The organism is Solwaraspora sp. WMMD406 (assembly GCF_029626025.1).
Classification (GTDB): domain Bacteria; phylum Actinomycetota; class Actinomycetes; order Mycobacteriales; family Micromonosporaceae; genus Micromonospora_E.
This window is the reverse complement of the sequence record NZ_JARUBF010000001.1, coordinates 5140633-5158961: the sequence shown is the minus strand read 5'-3', so window position 1 is coordinate 5158961 and position 18329 is coordinate 5140633. Positions and strand designations below refer to the sequence as shown.

General features: G+C 71.5%; 16 protein-coding genes. 8 read left to right on the top strand and 8 right to left on the bottom strand.

The window, feature by feature from the left end:
* Positions 1-178 precede the first annotated feature (178 nt).
* The 3 genes from O7632_RS22745 (at position 179) to O7632_RS22735 (ending at position 3865) form a co-directional block, all read left to right on the top strand.
* Positions 179-1336, top strand: a complete 1158-nt coding sequence (locus tag O7632_RS22745) for a DegT/DnrJ/EryC1/StrS family aminotransferase (RefSeq protein WP_278117056.1) — start codon at positions 179-181, stop codon at positions 1334-1336.
* Positions 1337-1340: 4 nt separating this feature from the next.
* The gene (locus O7632_RS22740; RefSeq protein WP_278117055.1) at positions 1341-2210 is read left to right on the top strand and encodes an alpha/beta hydrolase; all 870 of its coding nucleotides are present in this window, start codon (positions 1341-1343) and stop codon (positions 2208-2210) included.
* 113 nt (positions 2211-2323) lie between these two features.
* Positions 2324-3865 carry a PQQ-dependent sugar dehydrogenase gene (locus O7632_RS22735; protein ID WP_278117053.1) on the top strand — a complete coding sequence of 514 codons (1542 nt, stop codon included), beginning with the start codon at positions 2324-2326 and terminating at the stop codon, positions 3863-3865.
* A gap of 170 nt (positions 3866-4035) precedes the next feature.
* Here the strand turns inward: O7632_RS22735 and ribA are convergent, their stop codons facing one another.
* Positions 4036-4743: a GTP cyclohydrolase II gene (gene ribA, locus O7632_RS22730; RefSeq protein ID WP_278117051.1), complete on the bottom strand. Its 708-nt coding sequence runs from the start codon at positions 4741-4743 to the stop codon at positions 4036-4038.
* 137 nt (positions 4744-4880) lie between these two features.
* Between ribA and O7632_RS22725 the strand changes: the two genes are divergently transcribed.
* On the top strand, positions 4881-5573 hold the full coding sequence (locus O7632_RS22725) for a dihydrofolate reductase family protein (RefSeq protein ID WP_278117049.1): 693 nt from the start codon (positions 4881-4883) through the stop codon (positions 5571-5573).
* 27 nt (positions 5574-5600) lie between these two features.
* Here O7632_RS22725 and O7632_RS22720 read toward each other — a convergent pair whose 3' ends face one another.
* The 5 genes from O7632_RS22720 to O7632_RS22700 all read right to left on the bottom strand — a co-directional run bounded on the left by O7632_RS22720 (position 5601) and on the right by O7632_RS22700 (position 10286).
* The gene (locus O7632_RS22720) at positions 5601-6716 is read right to left on the bottom strand and encodes a lysylphosphatidylglycerol synthase transmembrane domain-containing protein (RefSeq protein ID WP_278117048.1); all 1116 of its coding nucleotides are present in this window, start codon (positions 6714-6716) and stop codon (positions 5601-5603) included.
* 69 nt (positions 6717-6785) lie between these two features.
* A complete protein-coding gene (locus O7632_RS22715; protein ID WP_278117046.1) occupies positions 6786-7613 on the bottom strand; it encodes a class I SAM-dependent methyltransferase in 828 nt (275 codons plus the stop codon).
* 169 nt (positions 7614-7782) lie between these two features.
* Positions 7783-8847 carry a glycosyltransferase family 4 protein gene (locus tag O7632_RS22710; protein WP_278117044.1) on the bottom strand — a complete coding sequence of 355 codons (1065 nt, stop codon included), beginning with the start codon at positions 8845-8847 and terminating at the stop codon, positions 7783-7785.
* A 3-nt stretch (positions 8848-8850) separates the two neighbouring features.
* A complete protein-coding gene (locus tag O7632_RS22705) occupies positions 8851-9249 on the bottom strand; it encodes a 6-carboxytetrahydropterin synthase (protein WP_278117042.1) in 399 nt (132 codons plus the stop codon).
* Positions 9250-9251: 2 nt separating this feature from the next.
* Complete coding sequence (locus O7632_RS22700) at positions 9252-10286, bottom strand: zinc-binding alcohol dehydrogenase (RefSeq protein WP_278117040.1); 1035 nt, start codon at positions 10284-10286, stop codon at positions 9252-9254.
* A gap of 232 nt (positions 10287-10518) precedes the next feature.
* Here O7632_RS22700 and O7632_RS22695 point away from each other — a divergent pair, with 232 nt between their 5' ends.
* From O7632_RS22695 to O7632_RS22685, 3 genes are all read left to right on the top strand, one after another.
* Positions 10519-12273, top strand: a complete 1755-nt coding sequence (locus tag O7632_RS22695) for an Ig-like domain-containing protein (RefSeq protein WP_278117038.1) — start codon at positions 10519-10521, stop codon at positions 12271-12273.
* Between the two features lie 501 nt (positions 12274-12774).
* A complete protein-coding gene (locus O7632_RS22690) occupies positions 12775-14289 on the top strand; it encodes a peptide deformylase (RefSeq protein ID WP_278117037.1) in 1515 nt (504 codons plus the stop codon).
* A 104-nt stretch (positions 14290-14393) separates the two neighbouring features.
* On the top strand, positions 14394-15065 hold the full coding sequence (locus O7632_RS22685) for a 4'-phosphopantetheinyl transferase superfamily protein (protein ID WP_278117035.1): 672 nt from the start codon (positions 14394-14396) through the stop codon (positions 15063-15065).
* On the opposite strand, the gene O7632_RS22680 is transcribed toward O7632_RS22685, so the two are convergent.
* Both O7632_RS22680 and O7632_RS22675 read right to left on the bottom strand, forming a co-directional pair.
* Complete coding sequence (locus O7632_RS22680) at positions 15037-15636, bottom strand: DUF1707 domain-containing protein (protein WP_278117033.1); 600 nt, start codon at positions 15634-15636, stop codon at positions 15037-15039. The two genes, O7632_RS22685 and O7632_RS22680, sit on opposite strands and share 29 nt — an antisense overlap.
* An 80-nt stretch (positions 15637-15716) precedes the next feature.
* Positions 15717-16235, bottom strand: coding sequence for an NUDIX domain-containing protein (locus tag O7632_RS22675; RefSeq protein ID WP_278117031.1), 519 nt, complete (start codon positions 16233-16235; stop codon positions 15717-15719).
* A gap of 108 nt (positions 16236-16343) precedes the next feature.
* Between O7632_RS22675 and O7632_RS22670 the strand changes: the two genes are divergently transcribed.
* Positions 16344-18245, top strand: a complete 1902-nt coding sequence (locus tag O7632_RS22670; protein WP_278117029.1) for an arabinofuranosyltransferase — start codon at positions 16344-16346, stop codon at positions 18243-18245.
* Positions 18246-18329: the final 84 nt, after the last annotated feature.

The window sequence follows — 18329 nt, the reverse complement described above, 5'->3', positions numbered from 1 at the left end:
AGCGTATGGGCCGGCCGGACCTTACCGCTTCTTCCATCCTGCTGCCTCGCCGGCGTCGACGCCGTCCGGCCCGTCGGCAATGACGCCGGCATCGGCGCTGTTCATCATCGCAACCGGGAAGGTGTGACCGGTCCGCAGGCGCGGTGATGATGATGGCTCAGGCGATGAGGGAGTGCGCGTGGCTGACATGATCAACGTCTTTCAACCGTCCCTGGGCGAGCGTGAGTTGGCCGCCGTACGGGAGGTCTTCGAAAGCAACTGGATCGGCCGGGGACCGCGCGCCGACCGGTTCGAGGCGGAGTTCGCCCGGCACATCGGCGTCGGCAGCGAGCACGTGACGGCGGTGAATTCCTGTACGGAGGCGACCTTCCTCGCGCTGGAGTTGGCCGGTCTCGGTCCGGGTGACGAGGTGGTGATGCCGACGGTCAGCTTCGTCGGTGCCGGCAACGCGGTCGCCTCGCGCGGCGCCCGGCCGGTCTTCTGCGACGTGGACCCGCACACCCTGAACCCGACGGTCGCCGACATCGAGGCCGTACTGACGCCGCAGACCAAGGCCGTCATCATTCTGCACTACGGCGGATATCCGGGCGAGGTGGCCCAGATCGCCGAACTGTGCCGCGACCGTGGTCTGCTGCTCATCGAGGACGCCGCCGTCGCCGTCACCTCCCGAGTGGACGGCAAGGCCTGCGGCACGTTCGGCGACATGGGCGTCTGGAGCTTCGACCACGGCAAGATCGTGGTGACGGTCGACGGCGGCATGCTCTACGTCCGCGATCCGGAACTCGCCGCCCGAGCGCCCAAGCTCGCCTACTTCGGGCTGGAGCAGCGCAGCGGCTACGACCACGCGTTGCAGACCCGTACCCGGTGGTGGGATTTTGACGTATCGTCGTTCTCCCGGCGGTCGGTGACCAACGACGTGCTCGCCGCGGTCGGGCTGGTGCAGCTGAGCCGGCTCGACGAGTTCATCGAGCGGCGGGCGCAGGTGGCCCGCTATTACGACAGCGAGCTGTCCGGCATCGAAGGCATCCACTGCCCGCCGCCGCTGCCGGCCGGCCACGAAACCTCGTACTACATGTACTGGCTGCAGTTCGACGGCGGCATCCGCGACGAGATCGCCCGTGACCTGTACGACCGGGGCATCTACACGACGTTCCGGTATCCGTTGCTGCACCAGGTGCCGGCGTTCGGCTCGGACGCCAAGCTGCCCAACGCCGAGCAGGCGGCGGCCCGGACCCTGCTGCTGCCGATGCACCAGTCGCTGTCCGACGCCGACGTCGAGCACACGGTACGCGCGGTGCGTGACTGTGTCCGCGACCGGCTCGCCGTGGGACGCTGACCGGATGCGTCCTTCCTCGACGGTGGACTGGCGGTCGGTCCCGGTGCGTACCGGGACCCTCGCGGTGCCCGGTGCCCGACTCTACTTCGAGGTTCGCGGCAGCGGACCCACGCTGCTGCTGATCCCGACCGGTAACGGCGACTGCACACCGTACGCGCCGTTGGCGGCGTTGCTGTCCGACCGGCATCAGGTGGTCACGTACGACCGGCGCGGCTTTTCCCGTAGCGCGATCGAGGGCCCGGTCGACAGCGGGCGGCGGTTCGCCGACGATGTCGACGATGCCCGGCGGCTGATCGCGCACGTCGGTGGCGGGCCGGCGGACGTCTTCGGTGGCAGTTCGGGGGCGATCGTCGCCCTCGCCACGCTGACCCGGTGTCCGGAGTCGGTTCGGGTGGTGGTGGCGCACGAGCCGCCGCTGGTGTCGGTGATGCCGGACGCGGACCACTGGTACGCCTTCTACCAGGAGGTGTACGACATCTACCGGCGGGAAGGGCCGAAGGCCGCCGCCGCCGCTTTCCGGGCCGGCATGGGGATGACGATCACCACCCGGATGCCGCCGGAGACCGCCCTGCCGCCGGCCGAACTCGACGAGCTGTTGGAGCGGTTGCGCCGCAACCACCTGTTCTGGCTGGAGCACGAGCTGCGCGGCTATCCGGCGACCGAACTCGACCTGGCCGCCTTGGTCGCGGCCGGCGACCGGATGGTGCTCGCCGGGGGCGTCGACTCGCGGGAGGCGTTCCCGTATCGGCCGAACGAGGTGCTGGCCCAGCGCACCGGCAGCGAGATCGTGCACTTCCCGGGCGGCCACGTCGGGTACGTGACGCATCCGTTCGCGTTCGCCGACGCGCTCGCCGAGCTGCTGGCCAGCCGTTGACGGGTTGATCCCACCCGTCGTCGCCCGTACCACCGTCGCGCCGCGCACCGTCCCGGTGTCCGTCACCTTGGCCTGATACATTGACGGATATCGTTTTCTCGGAGGTGTGCGTCATGAAGATCCGTGCCCTGGTCGGCGCCACGCTCGCCGTGGGCCTCGTCGCGGTCGGCGTCGGTGCCGCGACCGTCGCCGGTGCCGCGCCGGTCACCGTCCGACCCGACAGTGACATCGGTACGCTGGCCCTCGGCGAGTTCGACTTCTCCCGCCCCGAGGTGGTGGCCACCGGTCTGCAGGTGCCCTGGGGGATGGACTTCCTCCCCGACGGCAGCGCGCTGGTCGCCCAGCGCAGCACCGGCCAGGTGGTCCAGGTCCGGCCCGGCCAGCAGCCGGTCCCGGTCGCCCAGATCTCCGGGATCACCCCGGTCAGCGAGGGAGGCCTGCTCGGCCTGGCCGTTTCGCCGACCTACGCCCAGGACGGCTACGTCTACGTCTATTTCACCACCGCGACCGACAACCGGATTGCCCGCTTCCGGCTCACCAACCCGCAGGACCAGCAACCCATCCTCACCGGACTGGCCCGCGCCTCCATCCACAACGGCGGGCGGATCGCGTTCGGCCCGGACGGCATGCTCTACGCGGGAGTCGGCGACGCCGGGCAGACCTCGTCGGCGCAGAACCCGCAGAGCCGCAACGGCAAAATCCTGCGGATGCGTCCGGACGGCGGCGTCCCGTCGGACAACCCGTTCTCCGGTTCGCTGGTCTACAGCCTCGGCCACCGCCATGTGCAGGGACTGGCCTGGGACGCGCAGGGTCGCCTCTACGCCACCGAGTTCGGGCAGAACACCTGGGACGAGATCAACCTGATCGTCGCCGGAGCCAACTACGGCTGGCCGACCGTCGAGGGCCGGGCCAACGACCCCCGGTTCCGGGATCCGCTGCTGGTCTGGACCCCGGCCGAGGCCTCGCCGAGCGGCGCGGCCATCGCTGGCAACCGACTGTACGTCGCGGCGTTGCGCGGCAACCGGCTGTGGAACGTACCGCTGAACGGTTCCGGCGGTGTGGGCACTCCCACCGCTGAGCTGGTCGGCAGCTACGGCCGGCTGCGCACGGTCGAGTACGGTCCCGACGGCTGGCTCTGGGTCACCACCAGCAACCGGGACGGTCGCGGCACCCCGGCGGCGAACGACGACCGGGTCCTGCGCTTCCCGCCCCGGGACGCCACGCCGCCCCCGACGACCGCGCCGCCCACGACCGCGCCGCCCACGACCGCGCCACCGACCACGGCACCTCCGACCACTCCGCCTCCGACCACGCCGCCCTCCACCACGCCGCCCCCGGCGACCAGCTGCGGAGTCTCCTGGCAGGTCAACCAGTGGGGGAACGGGTTCACCGCCGAGGTCCGGATCACCAACCGGGGGCCGTCACTGACCAGCTGGACGCTGACCTGGACGTTCGCCGGCAACCAGCAGATCACCAACGGCTGGAACACCCAGATCAGCCAGTCCGGGCGCGACGTCACCGCGCGCAACGCGGCGTGGAACGGCAACCTGCCGCAGAACGGTACGGTCAGCTTCGGTTTCCAGGCCACCTACAGCGGTAGCAACCCCAGGCCGGCCGAGTTCCGGCTCAACGGCACGATCTGTCAGATCGGCTGACGGTAGTCGATCGATCGATCGATCGATCGGGCGGACCGGCCTGGTGGGCGGCGGTGCCGTCGCCGTTCACCAGGCCAGCTTCCTCAACCTGCGTGGCAGCGTCGGCTGGGTCCGTGCAGCATGACATGCGTCGATGTTATCGTGAACACGCCGAGGTGAGGGCGTAATCGTCAGTCGGGCACCGACAGGTCGATCGTGTGCGCCGCGTGGTTGGCCTTCGCCGCCAGATACCGCACGTTGGCCGCCGACACGTGCACCCCGGTGCGGATCTGCTCGCTGACCCGTACCCCGAGCCGGTCGAGCTGCTCGGCCTTGTCCGGGTTGTTGGTCAGCAGCGCCACCCGGCGTACCCCGAGGGCGATCAGCATCTGCGCGGCGACCGTGTAGTCGCGCTCGTCCTCGCCCCGCCCGAGCGCCAGATTGGCCTCGAAGGTGTCCAGGCCGGCGTCCTGCAGGGCGTACGCGTCGAGCTTGGCGTACAGCCCGATGCCCCGACCCTCCTGACGCAGGTAGAGCAGGAAGCCGCCGACGCCGGCGATCCGCTCCACCGCCTCGCGTAGCTGCGGCCCGCAGTCGCAGCGCTGGCTACCGAAGGCGTCACCGGTGAGACACTCACTGTGCGGACGGACCAGCGGCGGCTCGCCGCCGCTGGCCTCCCGGTCCAACGCACGACGCCAGTTGCCCAGCCCGATGGCGAGGTGTTCGCGCTGGTCGGCGAGGCCGTCGAAGGTGAAGACCCGGGCCGTGGTGGCGTACCCGTCGGCGAACCGCAGAGGCACCGTCACCTGCCGGCGGATCGCGGCCACCGGCGCGGGATCGATCCCGTCGCGGGTGACCAGCTTACCGTTGGCGGGGACGTGGATCGGCGGTTCGAGCATCGGTACTTCCTATCGGTGGTGGGACATCCGGCCGGTCGACGTCGACGCGGCCGAAGGTCTGCGTGGGGACGGTACGGGCAAAATGTGTGCCGGCCTCACCAGCAGGCTATCTTTCGATCGACGAGGAGGTGCCATCAGTGGTTGAGCGACCGTACGTCCTGCTCAGCTGCGGCATGTCGATCGACGGTTATCTGGACAACGCGAGCGGGCAGCGGCTGCTGCTCTCCAACGAGGCCGACTTCGACCGGGTCGACGCCGTACGCGCCGAATGCGACGCCATCCTGGTCGGGGCCGGCACGATCCGATCCGACGATCCGCGGCTGCTGGTACGGTCCGCCGACCGGCGGCGACAGCGGATGGCCCGTGGTGAGGGGCCGACCCCGATCAAGGTGACCGTGACCGGTCGAGGCGAACTGGACCCGGCCGCCCGCTTCTTCACTCTCGGCGAGATCGACAAACTGGTCTACTGCGCGAGCCCCACCCTGGCCTCGGCCCGCCACCGGCTCGGCGCGGTGGCGACCGTGGTCGACTGCGGCGACCCGGTGGACCTGACCAGGGTGGTCGGCGACCTGTACGACCGTGGGGTACGCCGACTGATGGTCGAAGGCGGGGAACGGATGCACACCCAGTTCCTCACCGCCGGTCTGGTCGACGAACTGCACCTGGTGGTCGCGCCGTTCTTCGTCGGCGACTCCCGCGCTCCACGGTTCGTCGGGGACGGGTGCTTCCCCTGGCACGCAGACCGGCGGGCGCGGCTCGCCGAGGTACGCCAGATCGGTGACGTCGCCCTGCTGCGCTATGCCCTGTCGCGGCGTTTCGAGCTGGGCTAGCTGGCCAGGGACGCTTCGGCCGCCCACTCAGGCCACCGGCTGAGGCCGCCACCGCTGGTCCAGCAGTGGGAGTTCCCGGTCCAGCTCGGCTCCGACGTCTGGTAGCGGGTCCAGCGGAAGCACCGGTGGTGCTGGCCGTTCGACACGGTCGGCGCGGGTCTGCCGCAGCCCGCGTACGGCCAGTACGGCGGCTCCGGGCAGGCTCGCGGTCAGCGCGAGCAACCCGTAGACGACCGCCACGGTCAGCCCCAGACCGGCACCGAGACCGGCGGCGCCGAACGCCCAGGCGGTGACGCCCTCCCGGGGTCCCCAGCCGCCGACGTTGAGCGGCACCGCCATCGCCAGCAGGGCCAGCACCATCAACGGCACGAGCTGACCGATCGGGGCCGACGAGCCTGCCGCCCGCGCGGCCACCAGGAAGGTCGCCAGGTGACCACCGAGCACCACCACCGACAGCAGCGTCACGCCGGGCCAGGTGCCTCGGGCGAGCAGCCCGGACCGCAGGTCGCAGCGGGTTCGCCGGACGGCCCGCGTCCACCAGGACGGGCCGGACCGCGCGCCGGGGCTGCTGCGGCGTACCACCGTCACGACGGCGACGGTCACCACCATGGCCATCGCCACCAGCGCGCCCGCGACGGCCGCCGTCTCGGCCATCGCCGCGAAACCCGGCGGGATCGGTACGGGCAGGGTCAGCAGCACCGCCGTCGCGACCCCGAACAGCACCACCTGACCGGCGGTCCGTTCCAACACGACGGCCCGCACGCCGCGTCCGACGTCGCGCACTTCACGGCCGTGCCGGACCGCCCGGTGCACGTCGCCGAGCACCCCACCCGGCAGCGCCGCGTTGAGAAACAACGCCCGGTAGTAGTCGGCGACCGCCGTCCCCAACGGCAGCGCGATGCCCAGCCCACGGGCGACCAGACACCACCGGGCCGCGCTGCAGACGGTGGTCAGTAGGCCGATCCCCAGCGCGACGAGCAGCGTCCCCGCGTCGATCACCCGCAGACCGTCGAGAAACGCGCCGGTGCCGAGCCGCCAGGCCAACAGGACCAGGATCGCCACCCCGGCGAGCAGCCGCCCCCACTGCCATATCCGGGCCCTCACCGCGTCCCACGGCCAGCCGCTGTGGTGGACGGTGGGCATTGCGCCCTGTACATGTCGAACCCCCTCGATGAGTGTCGCGAAGTGATACGTGCGGGTCAGCCGGCTGGTTCAACCCGGCAGCACCAGCAGGTCACGGTGGTCGACGGTGACCCGCAGCTCACCGGCGTTCGCCGCGGCCAGGCGGCGTTCCCGGTAGCGTCCCGGCCGGTCGGCGAGTTCCGGACGCTGCTCGTACGCCGCGTCGATCCAGCCGGCCAGCCACCCGGTGGTGAGTTCCGCCTGGTCCGGACCGAGCTGCCACGGGCTGGGCCGGACCAGCACCGTCGCGCCGCGCCGGGTGAACGCCTCGGTGGCGACCGCGACCGCGTCGGGTCCCAGCAGCCGTCGCCCGGCCGCGTGTCGCCGCTGATGGTCGTTGAACGCCTCGACCATCTCCTGGTCGAGTGGGTCGGCCGGGCTGAACTCGACCTGCCCGACCACGGTCAGGGTCAGCAGCGCCGGGCAGCCCACCGCCAGGCAGGTCGTCGCGAGGGCGTCGACCTCCTCGCGGGTCAGCAGATCCAGCAGCGCGGAAGCGGTGATGAGGCCGGCTCCGGCCAGGTCGGCCGGGGTCAACGCGGTGACGTCCCCGCGCCGGGTGGTGGCGGTGACCGGCGCGCCGTCACCGGCGGCCGGTGCCATTCTGGCCTGGGCGTGCTCCAACAGCCGCAGGTCGCGGTCGTGCAGCATCCAGTGCTGCGCCCCGGGCAGCTGCGGTGCGAGCCATCGGCCCATCGAGCCGGTGCCGCAGCCCAGATCGTGTATCTCGGTGCGTTCGGCGGTGGCGAACAGCCGGCGTAGCTCGGCCACCAGCCCACTCGCCCGGGCCTGCGCGTCGGCCGGCTCCCGTAGGCCCAGCCAGGCCGGGCTGTACCCGGCCGACTCGATCGTCTCCACGATGACCTCCCTGGTCGAAGCGGTGTTACCTGACTGGTCGAAACGGCGTGTCCTGACTGGTCTGAAGCGGCGTTGCCGGCCTGCTCGGGGCAGCGGCGCGACCTGACCGGTCGACGCTGCCTGAGTTACCTGGTCGGTCCCACGGCCGGTCGCCGGGCTCCGGGCGCGGTCAGCGGAGTCGGGCCAGCACCTCGGCGATCCTGCCGGCGGTGCTCGCCCAACCGGACAGCCCGGCCCGGCGGTCGACGGCGGCGGACCGCAACCGGGTCCGCTGCCCGGTGTCGGTGAGCCAGCCCCGCAGCGCCGCGCCGAGGGCCGGCGGGTCGCCCGGCGGCACCAGGATTCCCGGCCGGGTGCCGTCGGCGGCCCGGCCGAGCGCCTCCGGTACGCCGCCCACCTCGGTCGCCAGCACCGGCAGCCCGTGCGCGAGTGCCTCGGTTATCACCATGCCGTACGTTTCGGCGTGCGACGGGAGGATCAGCAGATCGGCGTCGGCGTACGACCGGGCCAGCTCCGCCCCGCCCCGGGGCCCGACTAGCCGGACCCGCCCGTGCAGGCGATGGTCGGTCAGCAGCGACCGTACCCGGGCCACCTGTCCGCCGGACCGGTCGAGCGCGCCGACGCAGACACATTCCCAGGCCAGGTCGGCGACCGTGGCGAGAGCCTCCACCAGTACGTCGTGCGCCTTACGGGGGGTTACTGCGGCCACGCACAGCAACCGACCGCCATCGGCCGTGCCGGCGGCCAGCGGAGCGGGTGCGACTCCCGGCCGCGCGACCAGGGTCCGCCGCTCGTCGAGTCCGTGATGCTCCACCAGCCGCCGGGCGGTCCAGCCGCTGGTGGCGATCACCGCGTCGGCGGCCCGCAGGGTCGCGCGTTCGGCCGCGTCGCGGGCGGCGGCGACGGCCGGGGTCAGTCCGGTCTCGTCGGCCAGCGGCAGGTGGACCAGGATCCCCAGCCGCAGCCGGCCGGCGTGCGGCGTGACCACCTCGGGGACTCCGCAGGCGACGAGGCCGTCGAGCAGCACGACCGTGGCGTCCGGCAGGTCGGCCAGCGCGGCGGCGAGGGCCTGGCGGTCGGCCGGCCCGGGTCGCGGCCAGCCGCCGGGCAGCACGATCTCGCGTACCGGCCAGCCGGCGGCGCGCAGCTCGTGACAGAGCTGCCGGTCGTAGACGTTGCCGCCGCTCGGGGCGGTCGGGTCGTCGACGTCGCCGGGCAGGACCACACAGACCATCGACTACACGGTCCGTTCGTAGCTGGCCCAGGCGACGTGCGACTCGTGCAGGGTGACGCTGATCCCGGCGAGCCCTCGCGCCCCGTCGCCCAGGTCACCGGCGTGCACCCGGTCGGCCAGCCGGTCGGCGATCACCCTGGCCAGGGCCTCGGTCGAGGTGTTCACCCCGGCGAACGCCGGCTCGTCGTCGAGGTTGCGGTAGTTCAGATCCGCCAGTACGGCTTTGAGCTGCTCGCCGGCGAGGCCGATGTCGACGACGATGTTGTCGGCGTCGAGTTCGGTGCGGCGGAAGGTCGCGTCGACCACGAACGTCGCTCCGTGCAGCCGCTGCGCGGGGCCGAACACGTCCCCGGTGAAGCTGTGGGCGACCATGATGTGATCGCGGACGGTGACGCTGAACATGTTCATCCTCCGGCGGCGGGATAACGGACCAGGTGGCACAGGGCGGGCAGTTCGCCGCTGGCGAGTCGGGGCAGCACGTCGGGCAGTTCGGCGAAGTCGCATTCGCCGGTCAGCAGGGCGTCGTATCTCGGATCGGCGAGCAGGTCCAGGGCGACGGCCAGGCGCTCGGCGTACCCGCGCCGGCCCCGCCGCGCCGGTGACACCCGGCCCACCTGGCTGCTGCGGACGGTCAGCCGGCGGGAGTGGAAGTGCTCGCCGAGCGGTACGGTGACCGGACGGTCGCCGTACCAGCTGAGGTCGACCACGGTGCCCTCGACGGCGAGCAACTCCAGCGACCGGGTCAGACCGGCGGAGCTGGCACTGGCGTGGAACACCAGGTCGCACTCGCCGGCGGCGTGGTCCGGGCCGGCGAAGTCGACGCCGAGCGCCGCCGCGACGGTCGCCCGCGCGGGGTCGACGTCGACCAACTGCACCCGTACGCCGGGCAGGCCGGCGGCCAGCGCGGCGACCGCGCAGCCGACCATGCCGGCACCGACGACGGCGATCCGGTCGCCGACCAGGGGAGCGGCGTCCCAGAGGGCGTTGACCGCGGTCTCCACCGTGCCGGCCAGGACGGCTCGGGCCGGCGGTACGGCGTCCGGGACGACGGTGACCGCGTCGACCGGCACCACGTAGCGGGTGTGGTGCGGATAGAGGCAGAAGACGGTCCGCCCGACCAGCTCGGCCGGTCCCTGCTCGACCTCGCCGACGTTGAGGTAGCCGTACGTGACGGGAGCGGGGAAGTCGCCCTGCTGGAACGGAGCGCGCATGGCCGCGTACTGGCTGGCCGGGACCTCGCCCCGGAAGACCAGCGTCTCGGTGCCCCGGCTGACGCCGGTGAACAGGGTGCGGACCGACACCTCGTCGGGGCCGGGAGGACCGACATCGACCGGGCGGATCTCGCCGTGGCCGGGAGCCCGGAGCCAGAACGCGTGCCCGGACGCGGTGGGCGACGTGTGGTCGGACGCGGTGGGCGACGTGTGGTCGGGCGCGGTCATCGGCGGCCCTGCGGTGTCATCGGCGCGTCCTTCCTCGTCCGGCGGGCTCCGGAAGCCCCGGTAACCATACGTGGCCTGCTGGTCGGACCCGTCGCCGACGCGCGACCGGCCCGGCCCGGCCACTCGGTGGACGATGCGTCAGCCGTGGACCGGCCACCTTGACAACCGGGTCCACAGGGGTCGATGGTGAAACCTTGAGACTTATGTCCATCTATGTTTCGGGGGAATGAAGATGAGACGTCGACGTGCTGTCGCGGCCAGGGCCGTGGCCACGGCGGTAGCCCTGGCGACGGTGGCCGCCGTGACGGCGGCCGTCGCCCTGGCGCCGACACACCGACCGGCGTACGCGGCGCCGGCCTGTACCGTCGACTACCAGCTGACCCGGGAGTGGTCCAACGGATTCCTCGCCGACCTGACCCTGACCAACCTCGGCGCGCCGCTGTCCGACTGGGCGCTGGAGTTCCGGATGCCCGCCGGACAGCAGATGAACTACGGCCTGTCGGTGTTGCCGGCCGGCGTGCGGATGAACATCGTCTTCGGGCCGGTGATCCTCTCCGCCACCGAGACCGCGCCAGAGCTGCCCACCGGCGGTACGGTGCACGTCGTCCTCGGCGGCCACTACCAGGGCGACCGCAACGCCCAACCCACCGAGTTCCTGTTCAACGGACTGCGCTGCAACGCCGAGGATCCGACCGCCAGCCCGACGCCGCCCGTCGTGTCGCCGTCACCGTCGCCGGGGGATCCGCTCCGGCCGACCGTCGCCGTGACCTCGCCGCAGCCGAACGAGGTTTTCTCGGTGGTGACACCCGTTCTGATCGCCGCGCGGGCGACCGCCGCACCGGGTCGGCGGATCGCCCGGGTGGAGTTCCGCGCCGGCGGGACCCTGCTGCACACCGACACCACCGCGCCGTACGAGTTCAGCTGGAACGACGCCACGCCGACCGACGTGCTGCGGATCGCGGCGACGGCATACGACGACGCCGGGGGGTGGGACAGAGCCGAGGTACGCGGGATCCGGGTGATCCCCGCGACGCCGCCCGGGACAGCGCCGGCGTTGACCGTGTCCGGCAACCAGATCGTCGCCCTCGACGATCCGACCCGGCCGTACCGGCTGCGGGGGGTGGTGCGCGCCGGTGCCGAGGCGCTATGCGTCGCCGGCACCGGGATCTGGGACGGCCCGGTCGACGACGCCTCCGTCGCGGCGATGACGAGGTGGCGGGTCGACGCCGTACGGATCCTGGTCGACGACCGGTGTTGGCTGGACGGGGCGATGGAGCCGTCGCCGTACCGTGGCGCGGCCTACCGCGCGGAGATCACCGGGTACGCGCACCGGCTCGCCGACCACGGCATCACGCCGATCATCGCGCCGCGCGGGCCGCAGACCGGAGACCCGCGGAGCTTCTGGGCAGACGTCGCCCGCGAACTCGGTAGCGACAACAGGGTCCTGTTCGACCTGTACGGCGAGCACTTTCCGGCGGTCGGCGACATCGACCCGGCGGTGGCCTGGAGCTGCTGGCGGGACGGTTCCGGGTGCCGGGAGCTGGGGTGGCCGGAGTACGGGACCCAGGAGCTGATCCGCCGCATCCGGACCTACGGCGGCTTCAACGTGCTCCTGGCCGGCGGTCTGGACGGGGCGAACGACCTCAGCGGCTGGTCGACGTACCGGCCCGCCGACCCCGACGGACGCAAGATCGCCGCCGCCTGGCGGGTCGACAACCGGTCGAGCTGCGCCACCCCGGCGTGTTGGGCCGCCCAGGTCGGCCCGGTGGCGGCCGAGGTCCCGTTGGTCGCCACCGAGGTCAGCGAGGACACCGGCGGCCACCGCTTCACCGACCGGGTGATCGACTGGTTGGACACGCGCCGGCTGGGCTATCTCGGGTCGGTGTGGCACACCGACGGGTACGCCGACGTCCCGCCGCTGATCCGGGACTACCAGGGGCGACCTACCCGCTACGGGGCAGGATTGAAGGCTCAGCTGCGCCAGTGAGCACCCGACGTGCGTGGTGCCGACGCCGGTACGGCGTCGGCACCACGCGACGTCGATGTCGACGCCGGTGTCGTTGTCGCTCATACGACAGTCACTGGCGGAAGATCAGCTCCAACAGATGCCGGGCCCGCGCTCGACGGTCTTCGTCCCCCGACCAGAGGTAGACGGCGCCGAGAGTCATGAGGGTTATTCAGGCTAACGTCGAGCATAAGCTTGACCTGCGGCGATGTACACGCCTGAATAACCCTCCATGAGAATTCCACCCGGAACCACAGTGGTAATCGCGACTTCGAGCATCGGGATCGCCCTTTCCGGATCGGCGGTGGTTCGACACCTACCAGCCTGCGAGTCGAACGGAGGGCCTTTCCGGGGCGTTACGCCTTATCACAAGATCTGACGGAAGCGTACGGCTGCTTACCAAAGTTGACACCCGCTTACGCGGCTCAGCGTGATGGTCCACTCCTTTACAGTGGTGCACCCGCGCGGCATGCTGGAGCGACCATGAACGATGAACCTCGCGTCAGTGGGGCGACGGTCGAGGAGTTGCTCACCGAGCTTCGGCGGCGGATCCAGCGGCTGTACCGGCAGGCCGGCGAACCGAGCACCCGAGTGCTTGCCACCCGACTGGGACGGGCGGTCAGCCACACCACCGTCAATGCCGTGTTGCGGTGTGTCCGTAACCCCCGGTGGGGGCAGCTGGAGCTGGTCGTCGAGACACTCGGCGGCGACCCGGAGGACTTCCGGCCCCTGTGGATCGCGATCCGAGACGCCGAGGACCAGGTCCCGTCGACGGCGTCGGCCGCGCGGACGCATTCCGCCCCACCCGCTGGCGAGATCGAAGTGATCAAGGACTTCGCCACGCTCCGCTACGACGACGGGTTCTACACGCTCAACCAACAGCGTCTGATCCGCAACATCGGCGCCGGTGACATCTTCGGCTACCTGGTACGGGTCCACGTCAACCGATTCCCTGCCTTTGCCCGACTGTCCGAGCTCTACCATCTGCGGCATCCGCTGCGCTTCGACGATCTGGAGCTCCGCGCCTGGCTCGGGCTGGACCGGCAGACCCCCTTGCGGTCCACCAAGAATGCCGCGACCAACTCGGTGATCGAGCGCTGGCTGCAGTTCGTCGGCATCGACGGCGTGGAGCGTCCCCTCCGCCCCGGCCGACAGGTGTGGATCGAATACGAGTACCGGGTCAGTCAGGACAACTGGGGCGACTGGTTTCAACGGGCCGTCAAACATCGCACCCAGCGACTACGGGTGACGCTCGACTTTCCCGAGCACCTGCTCGCACCGGACGGCGTCCAGGTGCGGTACTTCTCGCCCGCCCAGCGCCCGGGTGAGTACGTCGCCGCCCCGGTGCGGATCGACTCCACCCACCTGGCCGGCAGGTCACGCCACACCTGGGAGGTGACCGCACCCGCGTCGCAGGCCCGATACCGTACCCAATGGACCTTCGACAGCTGGCCGACCACCCGGCTGTCGGCCGCCGGCGTGCTCCAGCACGACGACGGCAGCGACGCCCTGACCACCCCGGCCACGCCGGTGGACTTCAGGCAACCGGACGCCCCGGCGCGCGCCCGACGGATCGCCGACCAGCTCGGCCGGGTCGCCGACCGGGTGGCTCGCCTGCATCACTTCACCGACACCATGGGTCTCGCCGCACCACAGATCGGCGTCGACGCCCAGGTGGTGCTGATCCGGCCTGGCGACGCCGAGACGTTCTTCCTGGTCAATCCGCGGATCGTGGGCAGTGCGGGGGAGACCCGCGACTTCGAGGGCTGCCTCAGCTACTTCGACGTCCGTGGCGAACTCACCCGGCCGGCGACGATCGACGTCGTCTACCAGGGGCTGGACGGCGCGCCGCGCCGACAGACCTACACCGGGCGCCGGGCTCGCGACGTCGCCCACGAGATCGATCACCTGGCCGGCCGGCTGTACGTGGATCACATGCGGCTGGGGGACCGGATCCGGCTCGCCCCGCTGTTGCGTACGCCCGGACCGGTCGGTTGACACGTCCACGACGGTCGCGACGCCGGCGGCGGACGCGGTGACATGATGGGTCCCGAGGAGATTCCGGGTCCCGACGGCCGGCCGGGCGACACGAGGAGATGGGCATGATCGAGCGACTGTTCCCGGACACAGTGGTCGCCCGGGAGGCGTTCGACGACAGCGTCCCGGTCACGCTGTTCCCCGAGGAGCAGGCGCTGGTCGACAAGGCGGTGGACAAACGCCGACGCGAGTTCGGCACCGCCCGCCGCTGCGCCCACGAAGCCCTGGCCGAACTGGGTTTCCCCGCCACGGCGGTGCCCTCCGGTCCGCGCCGCGAACCACGCTGGCCGCACGGTGTCGTCGGCAGCATCACCCACTGCGCCGGCTACCGGGCCGCCGTGGTGGCCCGGTCGACCGACCTGGCCACAGTGGGCATCGACGCCGAACCGCACGAACCGCTGCCCAGCGGAGTGCTGAACAGCATCGCCCTGCCCGACGAGACCGGCTGGATCGAGGCGCACCTGGCCAGCCATCCTCAGGTCCGCTGGGACCGGCTGCTGTTCTGCGCCAAGGAAGCGGTCTACAAAGCCTGGTACCCGTTGGCGCAACGCTGGCTGGGCTTCGAGGAGGCGTACGTCGAAATGGATCCGCAGACCGGTGGCTTCACCGCGAAGCTGCTGGTCGACGGTCCGGTCCTGCCCGGCGACCGACCGTTGACCGGATTCTCCGGCCGCTGGCTCGCCAGCGACGGCCTGCTCATCGCGGCGATCAGCGTCGCGGCCGACCCCGACGCCTGACCGACACCCCGCCCCACAACGCGAAACCGGTGATCGTGATGCGCGGCCCACCCGGGCTACCGAGACCGCTGGCCCGCTGATCGAAGCCGCCCATCAGGCCGACGCCGGTGATCGACACGTCGGCGTCGTCGGGCACCACGATCTCGATCCCGCCCATCACCGCCAGCGCCCGGACGCGGATGACGTTGCCGTCGAGCTGCGCCTCCCGCAGGTCGATCTTGCCGCCGCCCCAGAACGCGACCGCCTGGAACGAACGCGGGGCGACCCAGCGGCCCCGACGGTCGAATCCACTCAGCACCCCGAAGCCCCACCGCGGCGGACGGGGCCGATCCAGATCGTGACCGGTACGGCGGGCCACGGCATCGCCCACCGCCCGGGGAATGTCGCGGGTCAGCGGCTCCAACTCGGCGTAGGTCCGGGCCGCGTACACCCGTCCCAACCGGTCGTCGAGCTCCGGCAACTCGATGCGGCCCTCGGCGGCGGCGGCTCGGAGCACCTCCGCCACCTGCTCCCGGTCGGCGTCGGAAGCCCGCAGCTCACCCGGAGGCAGCCGGTCAGGAACATCGCTCACGCTCGACAGCGTACCGATCGCCAGCACCCGTACGATGGCCCGGATCGTGCGGCGCCGGGGCCGGCGCGCCCGCCCGACCGTCAGCTCGACGGCGGCGCCTCGGCGAGGAACCCGGCCAGCGTCTCGGTGTGGGTGGAGAACGCCAACCGCACCGGCTCGGTGACCACCAACCACTCGGTGGCCTCGTCGGTGGCGACCGACGCGGGCAGCCCCGCCATCGGCCGGACCGGCAGCAGCCCGAAGATCAGCACCGTACCGCCGCTCGGCGCACTGCGTACGTCGTAGAGCCGGACCTCGTCGGCCACCCCGGTCAGCCCGGTCTCCTCCCACAGCTCGCGGACCACCCCGGCGCGCCAGTCCTCGCCGAACTCGATGAATCCGCCCGGTAGCGCCAACTCGCCGCGCGCCGGTTCGATGTCCCGGCGCTGCACCACCACACCGATCCCCTGTGGCGTCGACACCGGCACGACCGCCACGGCGACCGGGGTCGGATTGCGCCAGACCGACTGGCCGCAGCGGTCACACACCCGGGGCCAGCCGGCGTCGGCAGGGTAGGCGGCACCACAGTACGAGCAGTACGAGAAGGCGAGGGCGGCCACGTCGCACGACGATACGCCGCCGCCCGGCCACCCGCCGCCTCGGGACGGTCGGCTACATTGCGGTGTCTCGGCACGGTCGGATGTGGCACGGTCGGATGTGGAGCGGCGATGGCTCAGGATGTGGCGCGACGGCGACCGGACGTCCCCGCCGCCGAACCCGACACCACCACCACCGGCACCACCACCACGCGCCGGCTGCTGCTCGCCGTACGGCCGCTGCTGTTCGCCGTCGCCTCCGGCTGCGTCGTGCTCGGCCTCTACGCGGCCGCGATCCTCGGCTCGGCCCACGCCCGTTCGCCCCGCACCGAGTACGGGCTGCACGTCGCCGCCCTGGTGGTGGCCGTCGTCGCGGTGGCCGCCGTGTGGTGGGCCCGCCGTCGTGGACAGACCTGGGACGCCGACCTGCTGCCGGCGCTGTTCGGCGGCCTGGCCGCCTTCACCATGCTGATGGCCCTGCACGCCACCCCGTTCGATCTGCGGGGCATCGGTGGTGACCAGTCGTTTCGCACCGCCGCGGTGACCCGGTTCGCCGACGGCTGGACCGGCGACGACTACACCTACCGCGATCATCCGTTCTACTACGCGCCCGGGTTCTTCTTCCTCCTCGGCCGGGCGGCGGATCTGTTCGCCGTACCGCCGTGGATGATGCTCAAAGTCGGCGCGATCCTCGTCGCCTTCGCCACCCCGCTGGTCAGTTACCTGTTCTGGCGCCGGTTGGTGACCCCACGCGTCGCCGCGCTGATCTCGGCGGTGCCGCTGATCCTGCCGGACCTCACCGAACCGTACGGCTGGCTCGTGCAGGTGGCGATGGTGCCGTGGTGGCTCGACGCGATCCACGACGTCCGCCGCCGAGGGGTCCGGCCACACCATCCGCTGGTCGCCGGCCTGATCGGCGGGCTGATCTTCGTCGTCTACTACTACTATTTCTTTGTCTTCCCGATCGTCTTCGTGATCTGGCACGCCCTCGCCTGGTGGCGCGGCGAGTTCAGCTGGCGGGCGGTCCGTCGCGGGTTGGCCGTCCTGGCGGTCGCCGCCGCCGTCGCGGCCGCGTTCTGGGCGCGACTCGCCTGGGACTTCCTCACCGCCGAGCAGTTCCACTCGCTGAACAACCGCTGGATGACCTGGCACTCCGGTGACCTGGCCCTGCCCATGTTGGCGCCGACCATCGTCGGCGCGCTCTGCCTGACCGGCCTGGTCTATCTGGTGTGGACGGCCAGGGAGCCGCTGTCCCGGGCGTTGCTGATCGTGACCGCCTCGCTGTACGTCTGGCACGCCGTCGGCTATCTGCTGGCGGTGGTCGACCGGCCGGTGATGGCGTTCCGGATGAAGACGCTGGTCCCGCTGGTGCTGGTCTCGGCGGCGGCGTTCGCCCTGGTACGGCTGGTGGGCTACGCCGTGCGCCGGCTGCCGGCGGACCGGGTCTGGCGGGTCGCCGCCGTCGGTGCGCTGGGATTGGCGATCTTCGCCACCGACCACTTCGTCACCGCCGTGGTCGACGATCCGCTGACCCGGGCCGCGCACAACCAGACGCTGCCCGACGGGACCCTGCCGCCGTTTCACGACCCGGACGCCGAACCGGTCACCCCGTCGACGGACGCCATCCGGGACGCCATCGAAGCGACGTACGCCGGCGACGGCAATGCCACCGTCTGGTCGGACCGACCCGACCTGTACGCCTTCTACCCCTACTACGGGTTCGTCCAGTGGAACGCCAACTACTCCCATCCGACCGCTCGCTACCACGACCGGCTCGACTTCCTCGAAGACAGCGCCGCCGTGGCCACCCCGGCGAAGTTCGCCCGCCGGATCGCGGACAACCCGTACGACCGGATCGACGCGATCGTGCTGCGGGTCGACGGTGACCAGCTGCGCTACGTCACCTACGACGACGCCTTCCCGTGGGGTACCGACCGCCGGGAACTGCTCGTGCCGACGCGGCTGATCGACGAGGAACACTTCGTGCTCACCCGGCTCGACGACTACCTGGTCGCGGTACGCCGTACGGCGTGATCGCGCCGCGGCGTTTTGCCGGGCCGTCCGGCGTGATCCGGTCGCGGTCGACCCGCCGGTCCCGGCTGCGGCCCGGTCCCGGCG

Coding starts and splice junctions, on each gene's coding strand:
- O7632_RS22690 (WP_278117037.1), top strand. CDS start 12,775: ATGAACGATGAACCTCGCGTCAGTGGGGCGACGGTCGAGGAGTTGCTC.
- O7632_RS22670 (WP_278117029.1), top strand. CDS start 16,344: ATGGCTCAGGATGTGGCGCGACGGCGACCGGACGTCCCCGCCGCCGAA.
- O7632_RS22735 (WP_278117053.1), top strand. CDS start 2,324: ATGAAGATCCGTGCCCTGGTCGGCGCCACGCTCGCCGTGGGCCTCGTC.
- O7632_RS22700 (WP_278117040.1), bottom strand. CDS start 10,286: ATGACCGCGCCCGACCACACGTCGCCCACCGCGTCCGACCACACGTCG.
- O7632_RS22695 (WP_278117038.1), top strand. CDS start 10,519: ATGAGACGTCGACGTGCTGTCGCGGCCAGGGCCGTGGCCACGGCGGTA.
- ribA (WP_278117051.1), bottom strand. CDS start 4,743: ATGCTCGAACCGCCGATCCACGTCCCCGCCAACGGTAAGCTGGTCACC.
- O7632_RS22710 (WP_278117044.1), bottom strand. CDS start 8,847: ATGGTCTGTGTGGTCCTGCCCGGCGACGTCGACGACCCGACCGCCCCG.
- O7632_RS22720 (WP_278117048.1), bottom strand. CDS start 6,716: ATGCCCACCGTCCACCACAGCGGCTGGCCGTGGGACGCGGTGAGGGCC.
- O7632_RS22685 (WP_278117035.1), top strand. CDS start 14,394: ATGATCGAGCGACTGTTCCCGGACACAGTGGTCGCCCGGGAGGCGTTC.
- O7632_RS22705 (WP_278117042.1), bottom strand. CDS start 9,249: ATGTTCAGCGTCACCGTCCGCGATCACATCATGGTCGCCCACAGCTTC.
- O7632_RS22740 (WP_278117055.1), top strand. CDS start 1,341: ATGCGTCCTTCCTCGACGGTGGACTGGCGGTCGGTCCCGGTGCGTACC.